The sequence below is a fragment of the Pseudomonas sp. B20(2017) genome (genome assembly GCF_002113125.1).
Classification (GTDB): Bacteria; Pseudomonadota; Gammaproteobacteria; order Pseudomonadales; family Pseudomonadaceae; genus Aquipseudomonas.
In genome coordinates this window covers 51,555-69,553 of sequence record NZ_NEJP01000018.1, presented here as the reverse complement: position 1 = coordinate 69,553, position 17,999 = coordinate 51,555, and the positions used below count along the sequence as shown (strand labels likewise).

Genomic DNA, 17,999 nt, shown 5'->3' with positions numbered 1-17,999 from the left:
GCCCGACGCACTGAGCGTAGACGCACTGTGCGGTTTTGGTGCAAAAAAATTCAAAGGCTGTACTGAATTCATACAGTTGGGTCGCTGGATGAACGTAAAGGCTGAGGTGTCAGGCGGTCATATTGCTCGATTCGTTCGCGCTCCCGGTTCCGTTCTGGTGCGCATGAGTCATAAATGTCACATCCCGGGGCGTGGAAGAATTCTTGCCGCAACGCTGTTCGCCGTGAAGGTCGCTCCAATCGCAGGTATGCTGCCGTCCTGTCGCTTGGTGCACTGCTTTCAAAGCAGGGCGCTAAGCTGTAAACAGGTCATTTCGCCGGGAGTGCGCGCAGTGTTTGCTTTAGATCCACGACTTCAACAGGACACGCTGACCATCGGCGATTTCCCGCTTTGCCGACTGCTGTTGTCCAACGACGCCAACTACCCGTGGTTCATCCTGGTGCCACGCCGCGACGATATCAGCGAGTTGTTTCAGTTGGATGTCGCCGACCAGCAGCGCCTGTGGCAGGAAACCACTGCCTTGGCCGAGGTGCTCAAGGATTCGTTCGACGCCGACAAGATGAATGTCGCGAGCCTGGGTAATGTGGTCAGCCAACTGCATATGCATGTGATCGTGCGTAAACGGGACGATGCCGCCTGGCCGGCGCCGGTCTGGGGCAAGCATCCCGCCAGGCCTTACAGTGCCGAGCAAGTGGCCGCGATCCGCGAACGCCTGCGTCTGGTGCTGGACGAAGACTTCACTTTTCTGGAGGGCTGAGTCATGAGCTTCGAACAACGTGTTACCGAACTGGAAAGCCGCCTGGCGTTTCAGGACGACACCATTCAGGCATTGAACGATGTGCTGGTGGAACAGCAGCGAGTGGTCGAGCGCCTGCAATTGCAGATGGCAGCCGTACTCAAGCGCCAGGAAGAAATGGTGGGGCAGATCGGATCGTTTGAAGAAGATGCGCCACCGCCACACTATTGAAATGTGTGCGGGCATGCTCCCGTGCTCCCATTAAAAAACCGCGAACAGCCAGGCTGTTCGCGGTTTTTTTATTGCGGGGCGTGGATCAGCGACGCGGCAGGGCGGCGATCACGTCTTCGGCCTGCAGGCCCTTGTCACGGTTCATCACCGAGAACTCCACGCGCTGGCCTTCGACCAGGACGCGGTGGCCTTCGCCACGGATGGCGCGAAAGTGCACGAAAATATCATCGCCGGAATCCCGGGAGATAAAGCCGAAGCCCTTGGAGGTGTTGAACCACTTGACGGTGCCGGTATCGCGATTGCTCATGTCGTAGCTGGTGGGAGCGGCGGCCGGGGAGGACTTGTAGAAACTGACGGCCAGGTGCAGGACCACGGCAACCAGAGCGATCACCAGGCTGAACAGCACGGCTGGTTGGCCGGCGATGACAGGCATCGGCGCGATCAGGGTCAGGGTTTGCAGGACGACGGTCAGAACCAGCAAGGCGCTGACCAGGTTTTGCAGATGCTGGCGCGGACCTTTGTTCCAGTAAGGGATGACTGGCGCAAGGATCAGGTTCAGCAGGCCGAAAAAGGCCAGGTAAAGTGCATCGGGTTGTTGCAGGTAAGGTACCGCTTCGGACTTCAGGCTAGGTATGAAGGACAGCAGCAAGGCTGCTGCGCCCATTAGCAGGTGGACGATTTTCAACATTTTTATTGACTCACGTTATGACGGCTCACAAGGAAGAGCTGAAGGCGCACGGTTCGCTTCGGAACAATAAGAGGCGTTGGACACGTGCACGGCACCAGCCTATGCGCAGGCCCGGAAAACGGGGCGTAGCGACACACTGCCTATTTAACAGCAAAGCCTGCGGCTACTCAAATCACACCGGCCAGCGGTGCGTGGTGGACAATTTGTCGCGTCTATCGGGGTCATACGGGGGCTGCGGGGCGGGGGTGGCCTTGCTACAGTGAACCGACACCTGCTGGATGAATTCAATCGCCGTTAGGGGGTAAGCATGGCAATCGATATCGGTATCAGTGAAGAGGACCGCAAATCCATCGTCGAAGGGCTCTCGCGCCTGCTGTCGGACACCTACGTGTTGTATCTGAAGACTCACAACTTCCACTGGAACGTCACCGGGCCGATGTTTCGGACCCTGCATCTGATGTTCGAGGAGCAATACAACGAACTGGCCCTGGCGGTCGATTCGATCGCCGAACGCATTCGGGCGCTGGGCTTTCCGGCGCCGGGCGCGTACGCGACCTACGCGCGTCTGTCTTCTATTAAGGAAGAGGAGGGCGTGCCGAGTGCCGAGGACATGATCAAACAATTGGTCGAGGGGCAGGAAGCGGTCACGCGCACGGCGCGGGGGATTTTCCCTCTGCTGGATAAAGTCAGCGATGAGCCGACTGCCGACCTGCTTACCCAGCGCATGCAGGTTCATGAGAAAACTGCGTGGATGTTGCGCGCCCTGCTCGAGGCTTGATAGCGGGAAGCGCACGGATCTTTCGTTCGTGCGCTTTTCTCTTTTTTGCCCGGAAAAATCATTCACGACGGTAGGAAAAAAGGAAGACGACCCGCCGCTCCACGATCCTCCGTATCGCGTTGGCTTATCCTACGTGGATGGTCAAAAAGTCATCTGGATCTGCCTTTGCACCTGCGCTTCTAATGAGGTCACAGGAACTCGCCTTGATCACAGGCGCAGAAATGACAAAGGAGTGTCAGCGATATGGATGGTGGAGACAGGCGAGGCAACATTGCTGTCGGTTTGCAGCAGGACATGTTCGGGGAGCCGTTTCTCGGCGGGTTTGACATGGCGTTGATCCGGCCGCTGTCCCGGTCGGTACGCTTGAACGGGTTCGCGACCTGCATGCGGCTGGAGCAGGTTTACTGGAACATCCTGGGCCGGATGGCCGACGACAATTGCTGTTCGGTCGGCACGCTGTTGTCCCGCGTCGATCGTGAAGTCCACCTGCGCCATGGCGGGGTGAAAAACTTCAGCGGTCTGGTACGGGTGGTGTGTGTGGTGCATGGCCTGCGGGATTCCCCGGTGAAGCACGACGCGGGTTGTCACTGACAAGACGGCCTGTGCAGTCTTCCGGCTGCACAGGCCGCATTTAATGGATATAATCCCGCTCTTTCGCCGCACAGCCCTGCGTGTGCTGGCAATCTGATTTCCGAGACAACCCCATGCCGATGTACGATTACCAATGTGCTTCCTGTGGTCATCAGTTGGAAGCCATTCAAAAGATCAGCGACGCACCACTGGTCGATTGCCCTGCCTGCCAGGCGCCGGAACTCAAGAAGCAGCTATCCATGCCGGGCTTTCGCCTCAGCGGCAGCGGCTGGTACGAAACCGATTTCAAGACCGGCGCGAAGAAGAATCTGGCCGGTGGCGACAAATCTGACTAGGGTTCAAACCCAGGTCGAACGACACGCGCGAGTTTCCACAGGTTGCACAGTGCTTGAGTGCAACCGGATCTCCACCGAATTTCGAATTACGAGAAGCGAACCACTACCATGATGCGCAGCCATTATTGCGGCCAACTGAACGAAAGCCTGGAAGGCCAGGAAATTACCCTTTGCGGATGGGTTCACCGTCGTCGCGACCACGGCGGGGTGATTTTCCTCGATATCCGTGATCGTGACGGTCTGGCCCAGGTAGTGTTCGATCCGGATCGCGCCGAGAGCTTCGCCGCCGCCGATCGCGTGCGCAGCGAATACGTCGTGAAGATCACCGGCAAGGTGCGTCTGCGTCCGGCCGGTGCCACCAACGCCAACATGGCGTCGGGCATGATCGAAGTGCTGGGCTACGAGCTCGAAGTGTTGAACGAGTCGGAAACCCCGCCGTTCCCGCTGAACGAGTTCTCCGACGTCGGCGAAGAAACCCGCCTGCGTTATCGCTTCCTGGACCTGCGTCGTCCGGAAATGGCCGAGAAGCTGCGTCTGCGTTCGCGCATGACCACCAGCATCCGTCGCTACCTCGACGAGAACGGCTTCCTCGACGTCGAAACGCCGATCCTGACCCGTGCCACTCCGGAAGGCGCGCGTGACTACCTCGTACCGAGCCGTACCCACGCCGGTTCGTTCTTCGCACTGCCGCAATCGCCACAGCTGTTCAAGCAACTGCTGATGGTCGCCGGCTTCGACCGTTACTACCAGATCGCCAAATGCTTCCGCGACGAGGACCTGCGTGCCGACCGTCAGCCTGAGTTCACTCAGATCGACATCGAGACCAGCTTCCTCGACGAAAAAGACATCATGGGCCTGACCGAAGGCATGATCCGCAACCTGTTCAAGGAAGTGCTGGGTCTGGAGTTCGGCGAATTCCCGCACATGACCTTCGAAGAAGCCATGCGTCGTTACGGTTCCGACAAGCCAGACCTGCGTAACCCGCTGGAACTGGTCGACGTGGCCGATCAGCTGAAAGAAGTGGATTTCAAGGTCTTCAGCGGCCCTGCCAACGATCCGAAATGCCGTATCGCCGCACTGCGCGTTCCAGGCGGGGCGAGCATGCCGCGCAAGCAGATCGACGACTACACCAAGTTCGTCGGCATCTACGGTGCCAAGGGCCTGGCGTACATCAAGGTCAACGAGCGTGCTGCCGGTGTTGACGGTCTGCAATCGCCGATCGTGAAGAACATCCCGGAAGCCAACCTGAACGTGATCCTCGATCGCGTCGGCGCAGTAGACGGCGACATCGTGTTCTTCGGCGCCGACAAGGCCAAGATCGTCAGCGAAGCCCTGGGTGCGCTGCGTATCAAGCTCGGTCACGACCTGAAGCTGCTGACCTGCGAATGGGCTCCGATGTGGGTTGTTGACTTCCCGATGTTCGAAGAGAACGACGACGGCAGCTTCTCGGCTCTGCACCACCCGTTCACCGCACCGAAGTGCTCGCCGGAAGAGCTGGAAGCCAACCCGGCTGGCGCTCTGTCCCGTGCCTACGACATGGTGCTGAACGGCACCGAGCTGGGTGGCGGTTCGATCCGTATCCACCGCAAAGAGATGCAACAGGCGGTATTCCGTCTGCTGGGCATCAACGAAGCGGAGCAGGAAGAGAAGTTCGGCTTCCTGCTCGACGCCCTGAAATATGGCGCGCCGCCGCACGGTGGTCTGGCCTTCGGTCTGGACCGTCTGGTGATGCTGATGACCGGCGCCCAGTCGATCCGTGAAGTGATCGCCTTCCCGAAAACCCAGAGTGCTGCCGACGTGATGACGCAGGCGCCGGGTGTTGTGGATGCGAAGGCATTGCGCGAATTGCACATTCGTTTGCGCGAAACGCCAAAGGCCGAGTAAGACGGGCCTGAAGGCGCATCTTCGGATGCGCCTTTTTTCTTTCTGCAGTGATTGAAAACAAGATTTTTTTGCTGGCCGATGCATCTGCATGGCGGGCATTGTTCAAGAGAATTCGGAGCGAGTTATGGCAGGTCATTCCAAGTGGGCGAACATCAAGCACCGCAAAGAACGCCAGGATGCCAAGAGAGGCAAGATCTTCACCAAGTGGATCCGCGAACTGACCGTGGCGGCCCGTCAGGGCGGCGGTGATCCGGGCTCCAACCCGCGTCTGCGTCTAGCACTGGACAAAGCGCTGGGCGCCAACATGAGCCGGGACATCATCGACCGTGCCGTGGCTCGTGGCGCCGGCGCGACCGAAGCCGACAACGTTGAAGAGCTGACCTACGAAGGTTACGGCCCGGGTGGCGTGGCGGTGATGGTCGAGTGCATGACCGACAACCGCAACCGTACCGCAGCGGCCGTGCGCCACGCGTTCAGCAAGTGTGGCGGCAATCTCGGCACCGACGGTTCGGTGGCCTATCTGTTCGAACGCAAGGGCCAGATCAGTTTTGCGCCGGGCGTAGACGAAGACGCACTGACGGAAGCGGCGCTGGAGGCCGATGCTGACGACGTGGTCAGCCACGAAGATGGCTCGATCGACGTGTTCACTTCGTTCACCAGCTTCTACGCTGTTCGCAATGCCCTGGAAGCCGCTGGTTTCAAGGGGGATGACGCTGAAATCGTCATGCAGCCGACCACCAGCGCCGAACTGGATCTGGAGGGCGCCGAGAAGGTACTCAAGCTGATCGACATGCTGGAAGACCTGGACGACGTGCAGAACGTCTACTCCAACGCGGACATTCCGGAAGACGTGGCCGCTCAGCTCGGTTAAGAGCGACTAGGCTCAATGTGGGAGCTGGCTTGCCAGCGATGGCGTCGGCACATCAGGAAATGATGGCGCCTGACACACCGTCATCGCTGGCAAGCCAGCTCCCACATTTGTTTTTGTGTTTCTTCGAACCAGCAGGCTTATGACTTTAATTCTTGGTATCGACCCCGGTTCGCGCATTACCGGTTACGGCATTGTTCGCGATACCGGACGTGGCGGCTGCATCTATGTCGCCTCGGGCTGCATCCGCACCGGTGCCGGCGAGCTGCATGAGCGGTTGCAGATCGTCTATCGCGGCGTACGGGAAATCATCCAGACCTACGGCCCGGTCACCATGGGCATCGAAAAGGTGTTCATGGCGAAAAACGCCGATTCGGCGCTCAAGCTCGGGCAGGCCCGTGGGGCCGCTATCGTTGCCGGCGCCGAAGAAAGCCTGGAGATTGCCGAGTACACGGCCACCCAGGTCAAGCAGGCCGTGGTGGGAACCGGTGCGGCCAATAAGGAGCAGGTGCAGATGATGGTCATGCACATGCTCAAGTTGACCAGCAAACCGCAAATCGACGCATCGGATGCCCTGGCGATTGCCATTTGTCACGCCCACACACGCTCCAGTCTGTTGCCGCACGGCTTGGGAACGGCACGCAGTCGTGGCGGGCGCCTGCGTCTCTGATAGCATCAGCAGTCAATTTCACGGAATGTGGATTTCGCGCCTGGGTCGTCGGCCGTCAATCCATGTTCTGTCGGTCGCCAGCCCACGGCTGGCCAACGCTCAAGGATCTGAAACGTGATTGGACGCTTGCGCGGCACTCTGGCTGAAAAACAGCCGCCGCACCTGATTCTGGATGTAAACGGCCTCGGGTATGAGCTGGAAGTGCCCATGACCACCCTTTATCGTCTGCCGTCGGTCGGTGAACCGCTGACCCTGCACACCCATTTGGTCGTACGCGAAGACGCGCAGTTACTCTATGGTTTTGCCGGCAAGCGTGAGCGAGACTTTTTTCGCGAGTTGATCCGTCTCAATGGTGTGGGGCCGAAACTGGCCCTGGCCTTGATGTCGAGTCTGGAAGTCGACGAACTGATTCGCTGCGTGCAATCCCAGGACACCTCGGCGCTGACCAAGGTGCCGGGCGTGGGCAAGAAAACTGCCGAGCGCCTGCTGGTCGAACTCAAGGATCGCTTCAAGGCCTGGGAAACCTCGCCGGCCATGTTTGCGCTGGTTCCGAACCAGCCGGACGGCCCGGCGCCGGTCAATACCGCCGAGAATGATGCGGTCAGCGCGCTGATTTCCCTGGGTTACAAGCCACAGGAAGCGAGCAAGGCGATTTCCGCAATCAAAGAGAAAGGCCTGAGCAGCGAAGACATGATTCGACGCGCCCTGAAGGGAATGATTTAAGTGATTGAAGCTGATCGTCTGATCGCCGCCACGCACAGTCCGCGTGAGCGCGAAGAAGTCCAGGATCGGGCGATACGTCCCGTCAGTCTGGCCGAATACATCGGCCAGCCGACCGTTCGCGAGCAGATGGAACTGTTTATCCAGGCCGCCCGTGGTCGTAGCGAATCCCTCGACCACACCCTGATCTTCGGTCCGCCGGGGCTGGGTAAAACCACCCTGGCGAACATCATCGCCGAGGAAATGGGCGTATCGATCAAGAGCACTTCCGGTCCGGTGCTTGAGCGTCCGGGGGACCTGGCGGCGCTGTTGACCAATCTTGAACCGCACGATGTGCTGTTCATCGATGAAATCCATCGTCTGTCGCCGATTGTTGAAGAAGTGCTGTACCCGGCCATGGAAGATTTCCAGCTCGATATCATGATCGGTGAAGGGCCGGCGGCGCGTTCGATCAAACTCGATCTGCCGCCGTTCACCCTGGTCGGTGCAACCACGCGGGCAGGTATGCTGACCAACCCGTTGCGCGACCGTTTCGGCATCGTCCAGCGCCTCGAGTTCTACAGCACTGCTGATCTGGCGACGATTGTCAGCCGTTCGGCGAGCATTCTTGGCCTGCCGCTGGATCCGGAAGGGTCTTTCGAGATCGCTCGCCGCGCTCGGGGCACGCCGCGAATCGCCAACCGACTGTTGCGCCGGGTGCGGGATTTCGCCGAAGTCCGGGCCAAGGGGCACATCACCAAGTCCGTCGCGGATCTGGCGCTGAACCTGCTGGATGTCGACGAGCACGGTTTCGATCATCAGGACCGGCGTCTGCTCTTGACCATGATCGAAAAGTTCGATGGCGGCCCGGTGGGCATCGACAGTCTGGCGGCGGCGATCAGTGAAGAACGCCACACCATTGAGGACGTGCTCGAGCCGTACCTGATTCAGCAGGGCTACATCATGCGTACGCCGAGAGGCAGGGTGGTCACCCGCCACGCGTATCTGCATTTTGGTTTAAACATTCCGACACGAATGGGCGAGATGCCCGTGGCAGACGAGTTTCTCGATGCCGTGGACGATTGATACACATTTATTGGCGATTTATTCAGCGTTTGTACTGTCTCAGGACGGTACTTTTGCGGTAAAGCCTTTGAACAACGAAAAACAGTTGCCTGGCCGGATTGGCAACCCGAGGAGTAAGCACTAGAGTATGCGCGCGCAAAACGGGCTTGAGCCGTTCGCACATCGTTGTCGCGTTTATTACGAGGACACCGATGCGGGCGGCATCGTGTATTACGTTAATTACCTCAAGTTTATGGAACGGGCTCGAACCGAGCGGCTCCGGGAGCTGGGCTTTGCCCAGTCGGCGCTGGCAGGGGAGGACCTGTTGTTCGTCGTGCATTCCAGCGAAGCGCGTTATCACGCGCCGGCGCGACTGGACGACGAGCTTCTGGTAAGCGCTGATGTAATCGAATTGAACCGTGCCAGCCTGCGCTTTCGACAGCAGGTCAGGCGGGCGACGGATAATGTGCTGCTCTGCGAAGGGCAGTTTCTGGTGGCCTGTGTGCGCACTAACAGTTTGAAACCCCGGGCCCTTCCCGAAGACCTGCGTGCGGCCTTTGCCGACGCGGTCGGCACGGGTACACACTCAAAGCAGGAGATAAAGCGTGGAAGCTAACGTCGTCGACCATTCCTCCATGTGGAGCCTGGTCAGCAATGCCAGCATCGTGGTGCAGTTGGTAATGTTGACCCTGGTGGCCGCATCGGTGACCTCATGGATCATGATCTTTCAGCGCAGCAACCTGCTGCGCGCCGGTCGACGTGCCCTGGAGAGCTTCGAGGAGCGCTTCTGGTCGGGTATCGACCTGTCCAAACTCTACCGTCAGGCCGGCAGCAACCCGGACCCGGATTCGGGCGTCGAGCAGATCTTCCGTGCCGGCTTCAAGGAGTTCTCCCGTCTGCGTCAGCAGCCAGGCGTCGATCCTGAAGCGGTGATGGAAGGCGTGGCCCGTGCCATGCGCGTCGCCATCTCCCGTGAAGAAGAGAAGCTCGAACAGAGCTTGCCGTTCCTCGCCACTGTTGGTTCCGTCAGCCCTTACATCGGTCTGTTCGGTACGGTCTGGGGGATCATGAACTCCTTCCGTGGTCTGGCCAGCGCACAACAGGCAACCCTGGCTACCGTGGCACCCGGCATCGCCGAAGCCCTGATTGCCACCGCGATCGGTCTGTTCGCTGCGATCCCGGCCGTTATCGCTTACAACCGTTTCTCTGCCCGCAGCGAAACTTTGCTGAGCCGCTACTACACCTTCGCCGATGAATTCCAGGCGATCCTGCACCGCAAAGTGCACACCAGCGAAGAATAAGCAGGTATTTCCCGATGGCTTTAATCACTCGAGCCCGACACAAGCGCAAGCCGGTCGCCGAGATGAACGTAGTGCCTTACATCGACGTGATGCTGGTGCTGCTGGTCATCTTCATGGTGACTGCGCCGATGCTCAATCAGGGCGTGAAAGTGGATCTGCCCAAGGTTTCCAGCGAAGCCTTGCCGCAGGACAACAACACCCAGGTGCTGACCATTTCGATCAAGTCGGACAAGACCTACTACTGGAACCTTGGCAGCGAAGTCGACACCGAGAAGCAGCAGGACCGGGCCATGACCCTGCCACAGATGACCGACGCGGTGACCAAGATCATTCGCGCCGGCACTGAGGGCGGCAAGCGTACCCAGGTCTTCATCCGTGGCGACAAGTCCGTCGATTATGGCTCCGTCATGGGCGCCATGGGCGGGTTGCAGAAAGCCGGGGTCGGTAACGTTGGCTTGATCACCGAGGCGCCCTGATGCAGCAACAGCGAGAGCCGTCCGCCTCGGAAAGCTACTTCTGGCCTAGTGTCTGGGCGATTGGCTTGCACGTGCTGGTGTTCGGCATGCTGTTCGTCAGTTTCGCCCTGACCCCGGAGCTGCCGCCGGCCAAGCCGATTGTCCAGGCGACCCTGTACCAGCTGAAATCGAAAAGTCAGGCAACCACCCAGACCAATCAGAAGATTGCGGGTGAGGCGAAGAAATCCGCCGCGCGCCAGACCGAAGTCGAGCAGATGGAGCAGAAAAAGGTCGAGCAGGAAGCGGTGAAGGCTGCGGAACAAAAGAAAGAAGAAGCGGCTCAAAAGGCCGAGGAAGCCAAGAAGGCCGATGAGGCGAAGAAAGCGGACGAGGCGAAGAAGGCTGATGAAGCCAAGAAAGCCGACGACGCGAAGAAAGCCGCCGAAGCCAAGAAGGCAGAAGAGAAACAATTGGCTGATATAGCCAAAAAGAAAGCCGAAGAAGAAGCCAAGAAGGCTGCTGAAGAAGAGGCCAAGAAAGCGGCCGCTGAAGAAGCCAAGAAGAAGATCGTCGAAGACGCGAAGAAGAAAGCCGCCGAAGACGCCAAGAAGAAAGCTGAAGCTGAAGAGGCGAAGAAGAAAGTCGCCGAAGACGCGAAGAAGAAAGCTGCTGCCGATGCTGCGAAGAAGAAAGCGCAGGAAGCGGCACGTAAATCCGCCGAAGACAAAAAGGCTCAGGCCCTGGCAGATTTGCTTTCCGACACGCCGCAGCGCCAGCAGGCCTTGGCCGATGAGCAGGGCGATGAAGTCGCGGGCAGTTTCGATGACCTGATTCGTGCGCGGGCAGCGGAAGGCTGGGCACGTCCACCTTCGGCACGCAAAGGCATGACGGTTGTGCTGCAGATCGGCATGTTGCCGGACGGTACGGTGACTTCGGTCAGCGTGGCCAAATCCAGTGGCGACGGTCCGTTCGATGCGTCGGCAGTGGCAGCGGTCAAGAATATTGGACGTTTGACGGAAATGCAGGGAATGAAGCCGAGCGATTTCGCTCCGTATCGTTCATTCAAGATGACATTCACACCTGAGGATCTAGCCTTGTGAGAAACCTTCTTCGAGGAATGCTGGTCGTGATCTGCTGCATGGCAGGGATCGCGATGGCGGATGAAAAGAACATTCTGGTCACCAGCGGCAGCGATCGGGCAACTCCGATCGCAGTCGTACCGTTCGGTTTCCAGGGCGGTGCCGTCCTGCCGGATGACATGGCCGAAATCATTGGTAACGATTTGCGCAACTCGGGCTATTACTCGCCGATTCCAAAGCAAAACATGATCAGCCAGCCAAGCCAGCCGAGCGAAATCATTTTCCGTGACTGGAAGGCGGTGGGCGCGCAATACATGATGGTCGGCAGCATCGTGCCGGCCGGTGGCCGTCTGCAGGTGCAGTGGGCTCTGTTCAACGTCGCCACCGAGCAGAAAGTGGCTGACGGCAGTGTGTCCGGTACCACTGAGCAGCTGCGTGACATGGCGCACTACATCTCCGATCAGTCGTTCGAAAAGCTGACCGGCATTAAAGGTGCATTCTCGACTCGCCTGCTGTACGTCACAGCCGAGCGCTTCTCGGAGAAGAACACCCGTTACACCCTGCAGCGTTCGGACTATGACGGCGCCCGCGCCGTGACCCTGCTGCAATCGCGCGAGCCAATCCTGTCGCCGCGTTTTGCACCGGACGGCAAGCGTATCGCCTACGTGTCGTTCGAACAGAAGCGTCCGCGCATCTTCATGCAGAATATCGACACCGGTCGCCGCGAGCAGATCACCAACTTCGAAGGCCTGAACGGCGCGCCAGCCTGGTCGCCGGACGGCAATCGCCTGGCGTTCGTGCTGTCGAAGGACGGTAACCCGGACATCTACGTGATGAACCTCGGTTCGCGTCAGATCACCCGCGTGACCGCAGGTCCTGGCATCAACACCGAACCGTACTGGGGCAAGGATGGTTCGACCATCTACTTCACCTCCGACCGTGGCGGCAAGCCGCAGATCTACAAGACCAGTGCCGGTGGCGGCGGTGCCGAGCGTGTGACGTTCGTGGGCAACTACAACGCCAACCCCAAGCTTTCGGCGGATGAAAAGACCCTGGTGATGATCCATCGTCAGGACGGTTTCACCAATTTCAAAGTGGCGGCCCAGGATTTGCAGCGCGGAAGTGTAAAAATCCTCACTGATAGCACTCTGGACGAGTCGCCTACTGTTGCGCCCAACGGCACCATGGTAATCTACGCCACCCGCCAGCAGGGCCGGGGAGTCTTGATGCTCGTGTCCATTAATGGACGCGTGAGGCTCCCGCTTCCTACCGCACAAGGCGAAGTCAGAGAACCGTCCTGGTCCCCTTACCTGAACTGACGCGGCGCTTTACGTTTTACTTAACACACTGGGGTTCATTAGGAGTTTCACGATGGAAATGCTGAAGTTTGGTAAATTTGCTGCGCTGGCTCTGGCCATGGCTGTAGCTGTAGGTTGCTCGTCCAAAGGCGGCGACAACGCCGGTGAAGGCGCTGTTGATCCAAACGCTGGTTACGGCGCAAACACTGGTGCAGTTGACGGTTCCCTGAGCGAAGAAGCTGCTCTGCGCGCAATCACCACCTTCTACTTCGAATACGACAGCTCGGACCTGAAGCCAGAAGCCATGCGCGCTCTGGACGTTCACGCCAAAGACCTGAAAGCAAACGGCGCTCGCGTTGTTCTGGAAGGCAACACCGACGAACGTGGTACTCGTGAGTACAACATGGCACTGGGCGAGCGTCGTGCGAAAGCCGTTCAGCGCTACCTGGTACTGCAAGGTGTTTCCCCAGCTCAGCTGGAACTGGTTTCCTACGGCGAAGAGCGTCCAGTTGCTACCGGCAACGACGAGCAGTCCTGGGCTCAAAACCGTCGCGTCGAACTGCGTAAGTAATTCGATATGCGAACGTGCCGTCGTGCTGTAACTGTTCTGGCTCTCAGCCTCGCGCCGCTTGCGGCGTGGGCTGCGGTTCCTGTGGTCGATGACAACTCCGGTTATAACAATAGCGGGAGCAGTTATCCGCCTGCAGGTTACGGTACGAACGGCGCCTATGCCGGGGGAGCGGCTTCGGCCCCTGCCTCGGCACAAGGCATGCTGTTCAACCAACTGCAACAGATGCAGGATCAACTGTCGCGCCAGCAAGGTGTGATCGAAGAACTGCAGAATCAAGTTTCGCGCATGAAGCAAGAGTCCCTGGAGCGATACCAGGATCTTGATCGGCGCATAGGATCCGGCGTTGCACCTGCCGCGACTCCCGAGAATTCTTCTGCCGGTGGCGATGCAAGCGCTGCTGCCGGTGCCGCCGCTGGAGCCGGTGCCGCTGCGGCCACCCAGGCACCTGCTGCGGGTGGCGAACCGGCTGATCCGGCCAAGGAAAAGCTGTATTACGATGCAGCCTTCGACCTGATCAAGGCCAAGGATTTCGACAAGGCCAGCCAGGCGTTTGCCGCTTTCCTGCGTAAGTACCCGAACAGCCAATACGCGGGCAACGCCCAGTACTGGCTGGGTGAAGTGAACCTGGCCAAAGGCGATCTGCAAGGTGCAGGTCAGGCTTTCGCCAAGGTGTCGCAGCTGTATCCCAAGCACGCCAAAGTGCCGGATTCGCTGTACAAGCTGGCTGATGTAGAGCGCCGCCTCGGTCACACCGACAAGGTCAAAGGCATTCTGCAGCAGGTGGTGGCCCAGTATCCGGGCACGTCCGCCGCTCAGTTGGCCCAGCGCGATCTGCAACGCATGTAACAGCGTTTGACCCGTTTGGAAGAAACCCGCGCTTGTCGCGGGTTTTTTCGTTAGAATTCACGCCCTTTTATGAAACACGCTTCTGGTGATCTACGCGTTGGCGGGGTTGCCTGAAGTGCCTGACGGAGGCGGACAGCCTGTTTAGCTGTTACGCCCGTGGCGATTATGCAAGACACATTGAGAATCACCGAAGTTTTCTACTCGTTGCAGGGGGAAACGCGGACTGCCGGGCTGCCCACTGTTTTTGTGCGCCTGACCGGTTGCCCATTGCGTTGCCAATACTGCGACAGCGCCTACGCGTTCAGCGGTGGCACGATCCGCACCCTCGAAGACATCCTCGAGCAAGTGGCCGGCTTTCGCCCGCGCTACGTCTGCGTCACTGGCGGTGAGCCGCTGGCACAACCCAATGCCATCCCTTTGCTCAAACAGTTGTGCGATGCCGGCTACGAAGTCTCGCTGGAAACCAGCGGCGCCCTCGACATCTCGGCGGTCGATCCCCGGGTCAGTCGGGTGGTCGACCTGAAAACGCCTGACTCCAAAGAAGCCCATCGCAACCGTTACGAGAACATCGAACTGCTGACGCCTAACGATCAGGTGAAGTTTGTCATCTGCTCGCGGGAGGACTATGACTGGGCGGTATCGAAGCTGATCCAGTACGGTCTCGAGCGACGTGCAGGTGAAGTGCTGTTTTCCCCAAGTCACCACGACCTGAATGCTCGGGACCTGGCGGACTGGGTGGTGGCGGATAACCTGCCAGTGCGCCTGCAACTGCAGCTGCATAAATATCTATGGAATGATGAGCCGGGGCGCTGAGATGACTGAACAACTGAACACTAGCCAGAAACGTGCGGTAATCCTGCTGTCGGGTGGTCTGGACTCGGCTACGGTCGTGGCGATGGCCCGCGCTGAAGGTTACGCCTGCTACACCATGAGTTTCGATTACGGTCAGCGTTCCCACGCCGAACTGCATGCCGCTGCTCGCGTTGCCCGCGACCTGGGCGTTGTCGAGCACAAGGTGATCGGCCTGAACCTGAACGGCATGGGTGGTTCGGCCCTGACCGACACCAGCATCGATATCCCGGAAGAGCTGGGCGAAGGCATCCCGGTGACTTACGTGCCGGCGCGCAACACGGTTTTCCTGTCGCTGGCCCTCGGCTGGGCTGAAGTGCTCGGCGCCCGCGACATCTTTATCGGCGTTAACGCGGTGGACTATTCCGGCTACCCGGATTGCCGTCCCGAGTTCATCGAGTCGTTCGAACGCATGGCCAACCTGGCAACCAAGGCTGGCGTCGAAGGCAATGGTTTCCGCATCCAGGCACCGCTGCAGAACCTGAGCAAGGCGCAGATCGTCCAGGCGGGCGTGAAGCTTGGCGTTGATTACGGGCTGACCGTTTCCTGCTATCAGGCCGACGATGATGGCCGTGCTTGCGGCAAATGCGACAGCTGCCGACTGCGTGCAGAAGGCTTTGCGGCGGCCGGAATCAGCGACCCGACACCTTATTTTTGATTATTTTCAAATTAGGTGTTGAATAGTCCTTAAAAATCAGTATTATACGCGCCACCACACAGCGGGTCGTTAGCTCAGTTGGTAGAGCAGTTGGCTTTTAACCAATTGGTCGTAGGTTCGAATCCCACACGACCCACCATATTTGGCGGTTTAGAAAATCCGGAAGGCCCACGAAAGTGAGGATTTCCGGGTTTTTTTTTGCCTGCGATTCGGGCATCCCTCCCTTCGTATCTTCCTGCCGTGACGCAGGTCAGAATCATCTTTTGTATCAACGGGATATTCTGTAGCCTTGCGCAGCTTCAATGCTGTCCGTGCCTGATAATACTCACTCTCCCGGCGGTACCCTCAAGCGGTCCGGAGCCGGGTGTATACTCGACTTTCGCGCGAATGCGCCTGCAGGTCTTGCGAACATGACGCAGATTTCCGAACGCCTTCTGGTACAAGCCCACCTCGATGCCAAGCAGCCCAAGCCGCTGACGGCCGAGGAAGAGGCTTATTACCGTTCCGCCATCGCCGCCGAGCTCAAGGCTCAGGACGCGGTGCTGGTTGCCCACTTTTATTGCGATCCGATCATTCAGGCCCTCGCCGAAGAAACCGGCGGTTGTGTTTCCGACTCCCTGGAAATGGCCCGCTTCGGCAACGCCCATCCGGCCAAGACCGTGGTGGTCGCCGGCGTGAAATTCATGGGTGAGACCGCGAAGATTCTCAATCCGGAAAAACGCGTGCTGATGCCAACCCTGGAAGCGACCTGCTCGCTGGATCTGGGTTGTCCGGTAGACGAGTTCTCGGCGTTCTGCGATCAGCATCCGGAGCGCACCGTGGTGGTGTATGCCAACACCTCGGCCGCCGTCAAAGCCCGGGCTGACTGGGTGGTGACTTCAAGTTGTGCACTGGAAATCGTCGAAAGCCTGATGGATAACGGCGAAACCATCATCTGGGGCCCGGACAAGCATCTGGGCACTTACATCCAGCGCAAGACCGGTGCCGACATGCTGCTCTGGGACGGTGCGTGCATCGTCCACGAAGAGTTCAAGTCCAAGCAACTGGAAGACATGAAAGCGCTATACCCGGACGCGGCCATTCTGGTGCATCCGGAGTCGCCGACGTCGGTGATCGAGCTGGCGGACGCCGTCGGTTCCACCAGTCAGCTGATTGCCGCTGCTCAATCGCTGCCGAACAAGACCCTGATCGTCGCCACCGATCGCGGCATCTTCTACAAGATGCAGCAGCTGTGCCCGGACAAGGTCTTCATTGAGGCGCCAACCGCCGGTAACGGCGCCGCGTGCCGCAGTTGCGCACATTGCCCGTGGATGGCCATGAACACCCTTGAGCGCACGCTCAAGTGCCTGAAGGAGGGCTCGAACGAGATCTTCGTCGACCCGGCCCTGATTCCCCAGGCGATCCGCCCGCTCAAGCGCATGCTCGATTTCACTCAGGCAGCGCGGATGAAGCTGGCCGGCAACGCCTGACCTCGAGCCGCAAATAAAAACGCCCCGATTGGATCGGGGCGTTTTTGCATCTGCAGGATTATTTGGCTTTCTTCGGAATTCGCACGAGCTGCGTGTCGGAGTAGATGTCGTGCCAGGCGCGCTTCTTCTTGTCGAACAGTGACCAGAAGAACCCGAGGCCCAAGCACAGCCACGATGCAATCGACACCATAAACCTCAACAACGCCTGCCACAGGCTGATCGCAGTGCCATCGGCGTTCTGCACACGAACGCCCCAGACCTGCATGCCCAGGGTCTGCCCGGCGTGGGTCCAGAACTTGGCAAAGAAACCAAACAACACCAGCAGCAGCACCGTGGAGTACAGCGGATCGCCATCCAGTTGTCCGGCGTCGGTCAGAACCCGTAGACGCTCCTCACCGATGATCGCGGCCTGAATCATCTTGTAGACACCACCGGTCACGATCAGCAGGGCAGTGCACAGCAGAAAGTCATAGAACATCGCTGCCAGACGACGGCCCAGGCCGACGGCGGGGAAATCGCCCTGAGGAGTGAGCAGGTGTTTCGACATGGCAGCCTCTGGAAGGAAAATGAAGCGCCATTTTACGGATTTGCGCCCACAAAAAAGCCCCTGATATCAATATCAGGGGCTTTTTCGTTACAGAAAATCAGGCTTCTGCGATGACTTCATCAGCTTGCATGCCTTTCTGGCCCTGCACAGCAACGAAGGTCACTTTCTGGCCTTCTTTCAGGCTCTTGAAGCCGCTGCCCTGAATGGCGCGGAAATGCACGAACAGATCCGGACCGCTTTCTGGAGTGATAAAACCAAAACCTTTCTCGTCGTTAAACCACTTGACGGTACCGCTCTGACGTGTGGACATTTCTTATTTCCTTTGACGCAAAAAATTGATGACAGTCTCTTCCTCATGAAAGAGTACTGGGGCTGGTTGCA

The 17,999-nt window shown here is 58.8% G+C and carries 23 protein-coding genes and 1 tRNA gene; 21 read left to right on the top strand and 3 right to left on the bottom strand.

Annotation, left to right across the window (positions count from 1 at the left end; all coding sequences use genetic code 11):
• Positions 1–331: 331 nt before the first annotated feature.
• Positions 332–757, top strand: a complete 426-nt coding sequence (locus CAF63_RS23535) for an HIT domain-containing protein (protein ID WP_085689412.1) — start codon at positions 332–334, stop codon at positions 755–757.
• A 3-nt stretch (positions 758–760) separates the two neighbouring features.
• Complete coding sequence (locus CAF63_RS23530) at positions 761–967, top strand: SlyX family protein (RefSeq protein ID WP_085689409.1); 207 nt, start codon at positions 761–763, stop codon at positions 965–967.
• Positions 968–1,052: 85 nt separating this feature from the next.
• Here the strand turns inward: CAF63_RS23530 and CAF63_RS29130 are convergent, their stop codons facing one another.
• On the bottom strand, positions 1,053–1,655 hold the full coding sequence (locus tag CAF63_RS29130; protein WP_085689407.1) for a cold-shock protein: 603 nt from the start codon (positions 1,653–1,655) through the stop codon (positions 1,053–1,055).
• Positions 1,656–1,962: 307 nt separating this feature from the next.
• On the opposite strand from CAF63_RS29130, the gene CAF63_RS23520 reads away from it, so the two are divergent.
• From CAF63_RS23520 to nadA, 19 genes are all read left to right on the top strand, one after another.
• On the top strand, positions 1,963–2,433 hold the full coding sequence (locus tag CAF63_RS23520; protein WP_007951212.1) for a Dps family protein: 471 nt from the start codon (positions 1,963–1,965) through the stop codon (positions 2,431–2,433).
• Positions 2,434–2,676: 243 nt separating this feature from the next.
• Complete coding sequence (locus CAF63_RS23515; RefSeq protein WP_085689404.1) at positions 2,677–3,024, top strand: ribbon-helix-helix domain-containing protein; 348 nt, start codon at positions 2,677–2,679, stop codon at positions 3,022–3,024.
• 113 nt (positions 3,025–3,137) lie between these two features.
• On the top strand, positions 3,138–3,359 hold the full coding sequence (locus CAF63_RS23510) for an FmdB family zinc ribbon protein (RefSeq protein ID WP_007951210.1): 222 nt from the start codon (positions 3,138–3,140) through the stop codon (positions 3,357–3,359).
• Between the two features lie 108 nt (positions 3,360–3,467).
• Positions 3,468–5,243, top strand: coding sequence for an aspartate--tRNA ligase (aspS, locus tag CAF63_RS23505; protein ID WP_064599001.1), 1,776 nt, complete (start codon positions 3,468–3,470; stop codon positions 5,241–5,243).
• A 124-nt stretch (positions 5,244–5,367) separates the two neighbouring features.
• Positions 5,368–6,114, top strand: a complete 747-nt coding sequence (locus CAF63_RS23500; RefSeq protein ID WP_003227527.1) for a YebC/PmpR family DNA-binding transcriptional regulator — start codon at positions 5,368–5,370, stop codon at positions 6,112–6,114.
• A gap of 139 nt (positions 6,115–6,253) precedes the next feature.
• Positions 6,254–6,781, top strand: a complete 528-nt coding sequence (gene ruvC / locus CAF63_RS23495) for a crossover junction endodeoxyribonuclease RuvC (protein ID WP_007951206.1) — start codon at positions 6,254–6,256, stop codon at positions 6,779–6,781.
• Positions 6,782–6,895: 114 nt separating this feature from the next.
• The gene (gene ruvA, locus CAF63_RS23490) at positions 6,896–7,504 is read left to right on the top strand and encodes a Holliday junction branch migration protein RuvA (protein ID WP_007951205.1); all 609 of its coding nucleotides are present in this window, start codon (positions 6,896–6,898) and stop codon (positions 7,502–7,504) included.
• The gene (gene ruvB / locus CAF63_RS23485; protein WP_085689401.1) at positions 7,505–8,566 is read left to right on the top strand and encodes a Holliday junction branch migration DNA helicase RuvB; all 1,062 of its coding nucleotides are present in this window, start codon (positions 7,505–7,507) and stop codon (positions 8,564–8,566) included.
• Positions 8,567–8,693: 127 nt separating this feature from the next.
• On the top strand, positions 8,694–9,161 hold the full coding sequence (gene ybgC / locus CAF63_RS23480) for a tol-pal system-associated acyl-CoA thioesterase (protein ID WP_007951203.1): 468 nt from the start codon (positions 8,694–8,696) through the stop codon (positions 9,159–9,161).
• Positions 9,151–9,846 carry a protein TolQ gene (gene tolQ, locus CAF63_RS23475; protein ID WP_007912733.1) on the top strand — a complete coding sequence of 232 codons (696 nt, stop codon included), beginning with the start codon at positions 9,151–9,153 and terminating at the stop codon, positions 9,844–9,846. Before ybgC ends, tolQ begins: the two co-directional genes overlap by 11 nt.
• Before the next feature lie 23 nt (positions 9,847–9,869).
• Positions 9,870–10,322 carry a protein TolR gene (gene tolR, locus CAF63_RS23470; RefSeq protein ID WP_162130475.1) on the top strand — a complete coding sequence of 151 codons (453 nt, stop codon included), beginning with the start codon at positions 9,870–9,872 and terminating at the stop codon, positions 10,320–10,322.
• Positions 10,322–11,401 (top strand): cell envelope integrity protein TolA, encoded by a 1,080-nt coding sequence (tolA, locus tag CAF63_RS23465; protein WP_064383749.1) that lies wholly within the window; start codon positions 10,322–10,324, stop codon positions 11,399–11,401. The genes tolR and tolA overlap by 1 nt, the downstream gene beginning before the upstream one ends.
• A gap of 17 nt (positions 11,402–11,418) precedes the next feature.
• Positions 11,419–12,699, top strand: a complete 1,281-nt coding sequence (gene tolB / locus CAF63_RS23460; protein ID WP_166742344.1) for a Tol-Pal system beta propeller repeat protein TolB — start codon at positions 11,419–11,421, stop codon at positions 12,697–12,699.
• Positions 12,700–12,751: 52 nt separating this feature from the next.
• Positions 12,752–13,249: a peptidoglycan-associated lipoprotein Pal gene (gene pal, locus CAF63_RS23455; RefSeq protein ID WP_003178634.1), complete on the top strand. Its 498-nt coding sequence runs from the start codon at positions 12,752–12,754 to the stop codon at positions 13,247–13,249.
• 6 nt (positions 13,250–13,255) lie between these two features.
• Positions 13,256–14,095, top strand: coding sequence for a tol-pal system protein YbgF (gene ybgF / locus CAF63_RS23450; protein WP_085689397.1), 840 nt, complete (start codon positions 13,256–13,258; stop codon positions 14,093–14,095).
• 165 nt (positions 14,096–14,260) lie between these two features.
• Complete coding sequence (queE, locus tag CAF63_RS23445) at positions 14,261–14,908, top strand: 7-carboxy-7-deazaguanine synthase QueE (RefSeq protein WP_085689394.1); 648 nt, start codon at positions 14,261–14,263, stop codon at positions 14,906–14,908.
• A gap of 1 nt (position 14,909) precedes the next feature.
• Entirely contained in the window at positions 14,910–15,602 is a 693-nt protein-coding gene (queC, locus tag CAF63_RS23440) for a 7-cyano-7-deazaguanine synthase QueC (RefSeq protein ID WP_007951197.1), read from the top strand.
• A 63-nt stretch (positions 15,603–15,665) separates the two neighbouring features.
• A tRNA-Lys gene (locus CAF63_RS23435) sits at positions 15,666–15,741 on the top strand.
• Between the two features lie 271 nt (positions 15,742–16,012).
• Positions 16,013–17,071, top strand: coding sequence for a quinolinate synthase NadA (gene nadA / locus CAF63_RS23430; protein ID WP_085689392.1), 1,059 nt, complete (start codon positions 16,013–16,015; stop codon positions 17,069–17,071).
• Positions 17,072–17,129: 58 nt separating this feature from the next.
• On the opposite strand, the gene CAF63_RS23425 is transcribed toward nadA, so the two are convergent.
• Together CAF63_RS23425 and CAF63_RS23420 are read right to left on the bottom strand one after the other, a co-directional pair.
• Positions 17,130–17,618, bottom strand: a complete 489-nt coding sequence (locus CAF63_RS23425; RefSeq protein ID WP_085689389.1) for an RDD family protein — start codon at positions 17,616–17,618, stop codon at positions 17,130–17,132.
• Between the two features lie 97 nt (positions 17,619–17,715).
• The gene (locus CAF63_RS23420; RefSeq protein ID WP_065258514.1) at positions 17,716–17,928 is read right to left on the bottom strand and encodes a cold-shock protein; all 213 of its coding nucleotides are present in this window, start codon (positions 17,926–17,928) and stop codon (positions 17,716–17,718) included.
• Positions 17,929–17,999: the final 71 nt, after the last annotated feature.

Excerpts from the sequence above, each read along its gene's own strand:
- queC (WP_007951197.1), top strand. The coding sequence starts at position 14,910 with ATGACTGAACAACTGAACACTAGCCAGAAACGTGCGGTAATCCTGCTG.
- CAF63_RS23530 (WP_085689409.1), top strand. The coding sequence starts at position 761 with ATGAGCTTCGAACAACGTGTTACCGAACTGGAAAGCCGCCTGGCGTTT.
- CAF63_RS23425 (WP_085689389.1), bottom strand. The coding sequence starts at position 17,618 with ATGTCGAAACACCTGCTCACTCCTCAGGGCGATTTCCCCGCCGTCGGC.
- nadA (WP_085689392.1), top strand. The coding sequence starts at position 16,013 with ATGACGCAGATTTCCGAACGCCTTCTGGTACAAGCCCACCTCGATGCC.
- ybgC (WP_007951203.1), top strand. The coding sequence starts at position 8,694 with ATGCGCGCGCAAAACGGGCTTGAGCCGTTCGCACATCGTTGTCGCGTT.
- CAF63_RS23510 (WP_007951210.1), top strand. The coding sequence starts at position 3,138 with ATGCCGATGTACGATTACCAATGTGCTTCCTGTGGTCATCAGTTGGAA.
- CAF63_RS29130 (WP_085689407.1), bottom strand. The coding sequence starts at position 1,655 with ATGTTGAAAATCGTCCACCTGCTAATGGGCGCAGCAGCCTTGCTGCTG.
- CAF63_RS23515 (WP_085689404.1), top strand. The coding sequence starts at position 2,677 with ATGGATGGTGGAGACAGGCGAGGCAACATTGCTGTCGGTTTGCAGCAG.
- CAF63_RS23500 (WP_003227527.1), top strand. The coding sequence starts at position 5,368 with ATGGCAGGTCATTCCAAGTGGGCGAACATCAAGCACCGCAAAGAACGC.
- ruvC (WP_007951206.1), top strand. The coding sequence starts at position 6,254 with ATGACTTTAATTCTTGGTATCGACCCCGGTTCGCGCATTACCGGTTAC.
- pal (WP_003178634.1), top strand. The coding sequence starts at position 12,752 with ATGGAAATGCTGAAGTTTGGTAAATTTGCTGCGCTGGCTCTGGCCATG.
- ybgF (WP_085689397.1), top strand. The coding sequence starts at position 13,256 with ATGCGAACGTGCCGTCGTGCTGTAACTGTTCTGGCTCTCAGCCTCGCG.
- CAF63_RS23420 (WP_065258514.1), bottom strand. The coding sequence starts at position 17,928 with ATGTCCACACGTCAGAGCGGTACCGTCAAGTGGTTTAACGACGAGAAA.
- tolA (WP_064383749.1), top strand. The coding sequence starts at position 10,322 with ATGCAGCAACAGCGAGAGCCGTCCGCCTCGGAAAGCTACTTCTGGCCT.
- queE (WP_085689394.1), top strand. The coding sequence starts at position 14,261 with ATGCAAGACACATTGAGAATCACCGAAGTTTTCTACTCGTTGCAGGGG.
- tolB (WP_166742344.1), top strand. The coding sequence starts at position 11,419 with ATGCTGGTCGTGATCTGCTGCATGGCAGGGATCGCGATGGCGGATGAA.
- CAF63_RS23520 (WP_007951212.1), top strand. The coding sequence starts at position 1,963 with ATGGCAATCGATATCGGTATCAGTGAAGAGGACCGCAAATCCATCGTC.
- aspS (WP_064599001.1), top strand. The coding sequence starts at position 3,468 with ATGATGCGCAGCCATTATTGCGGCCAACTGAACGAAAGCCTGGAAGGC.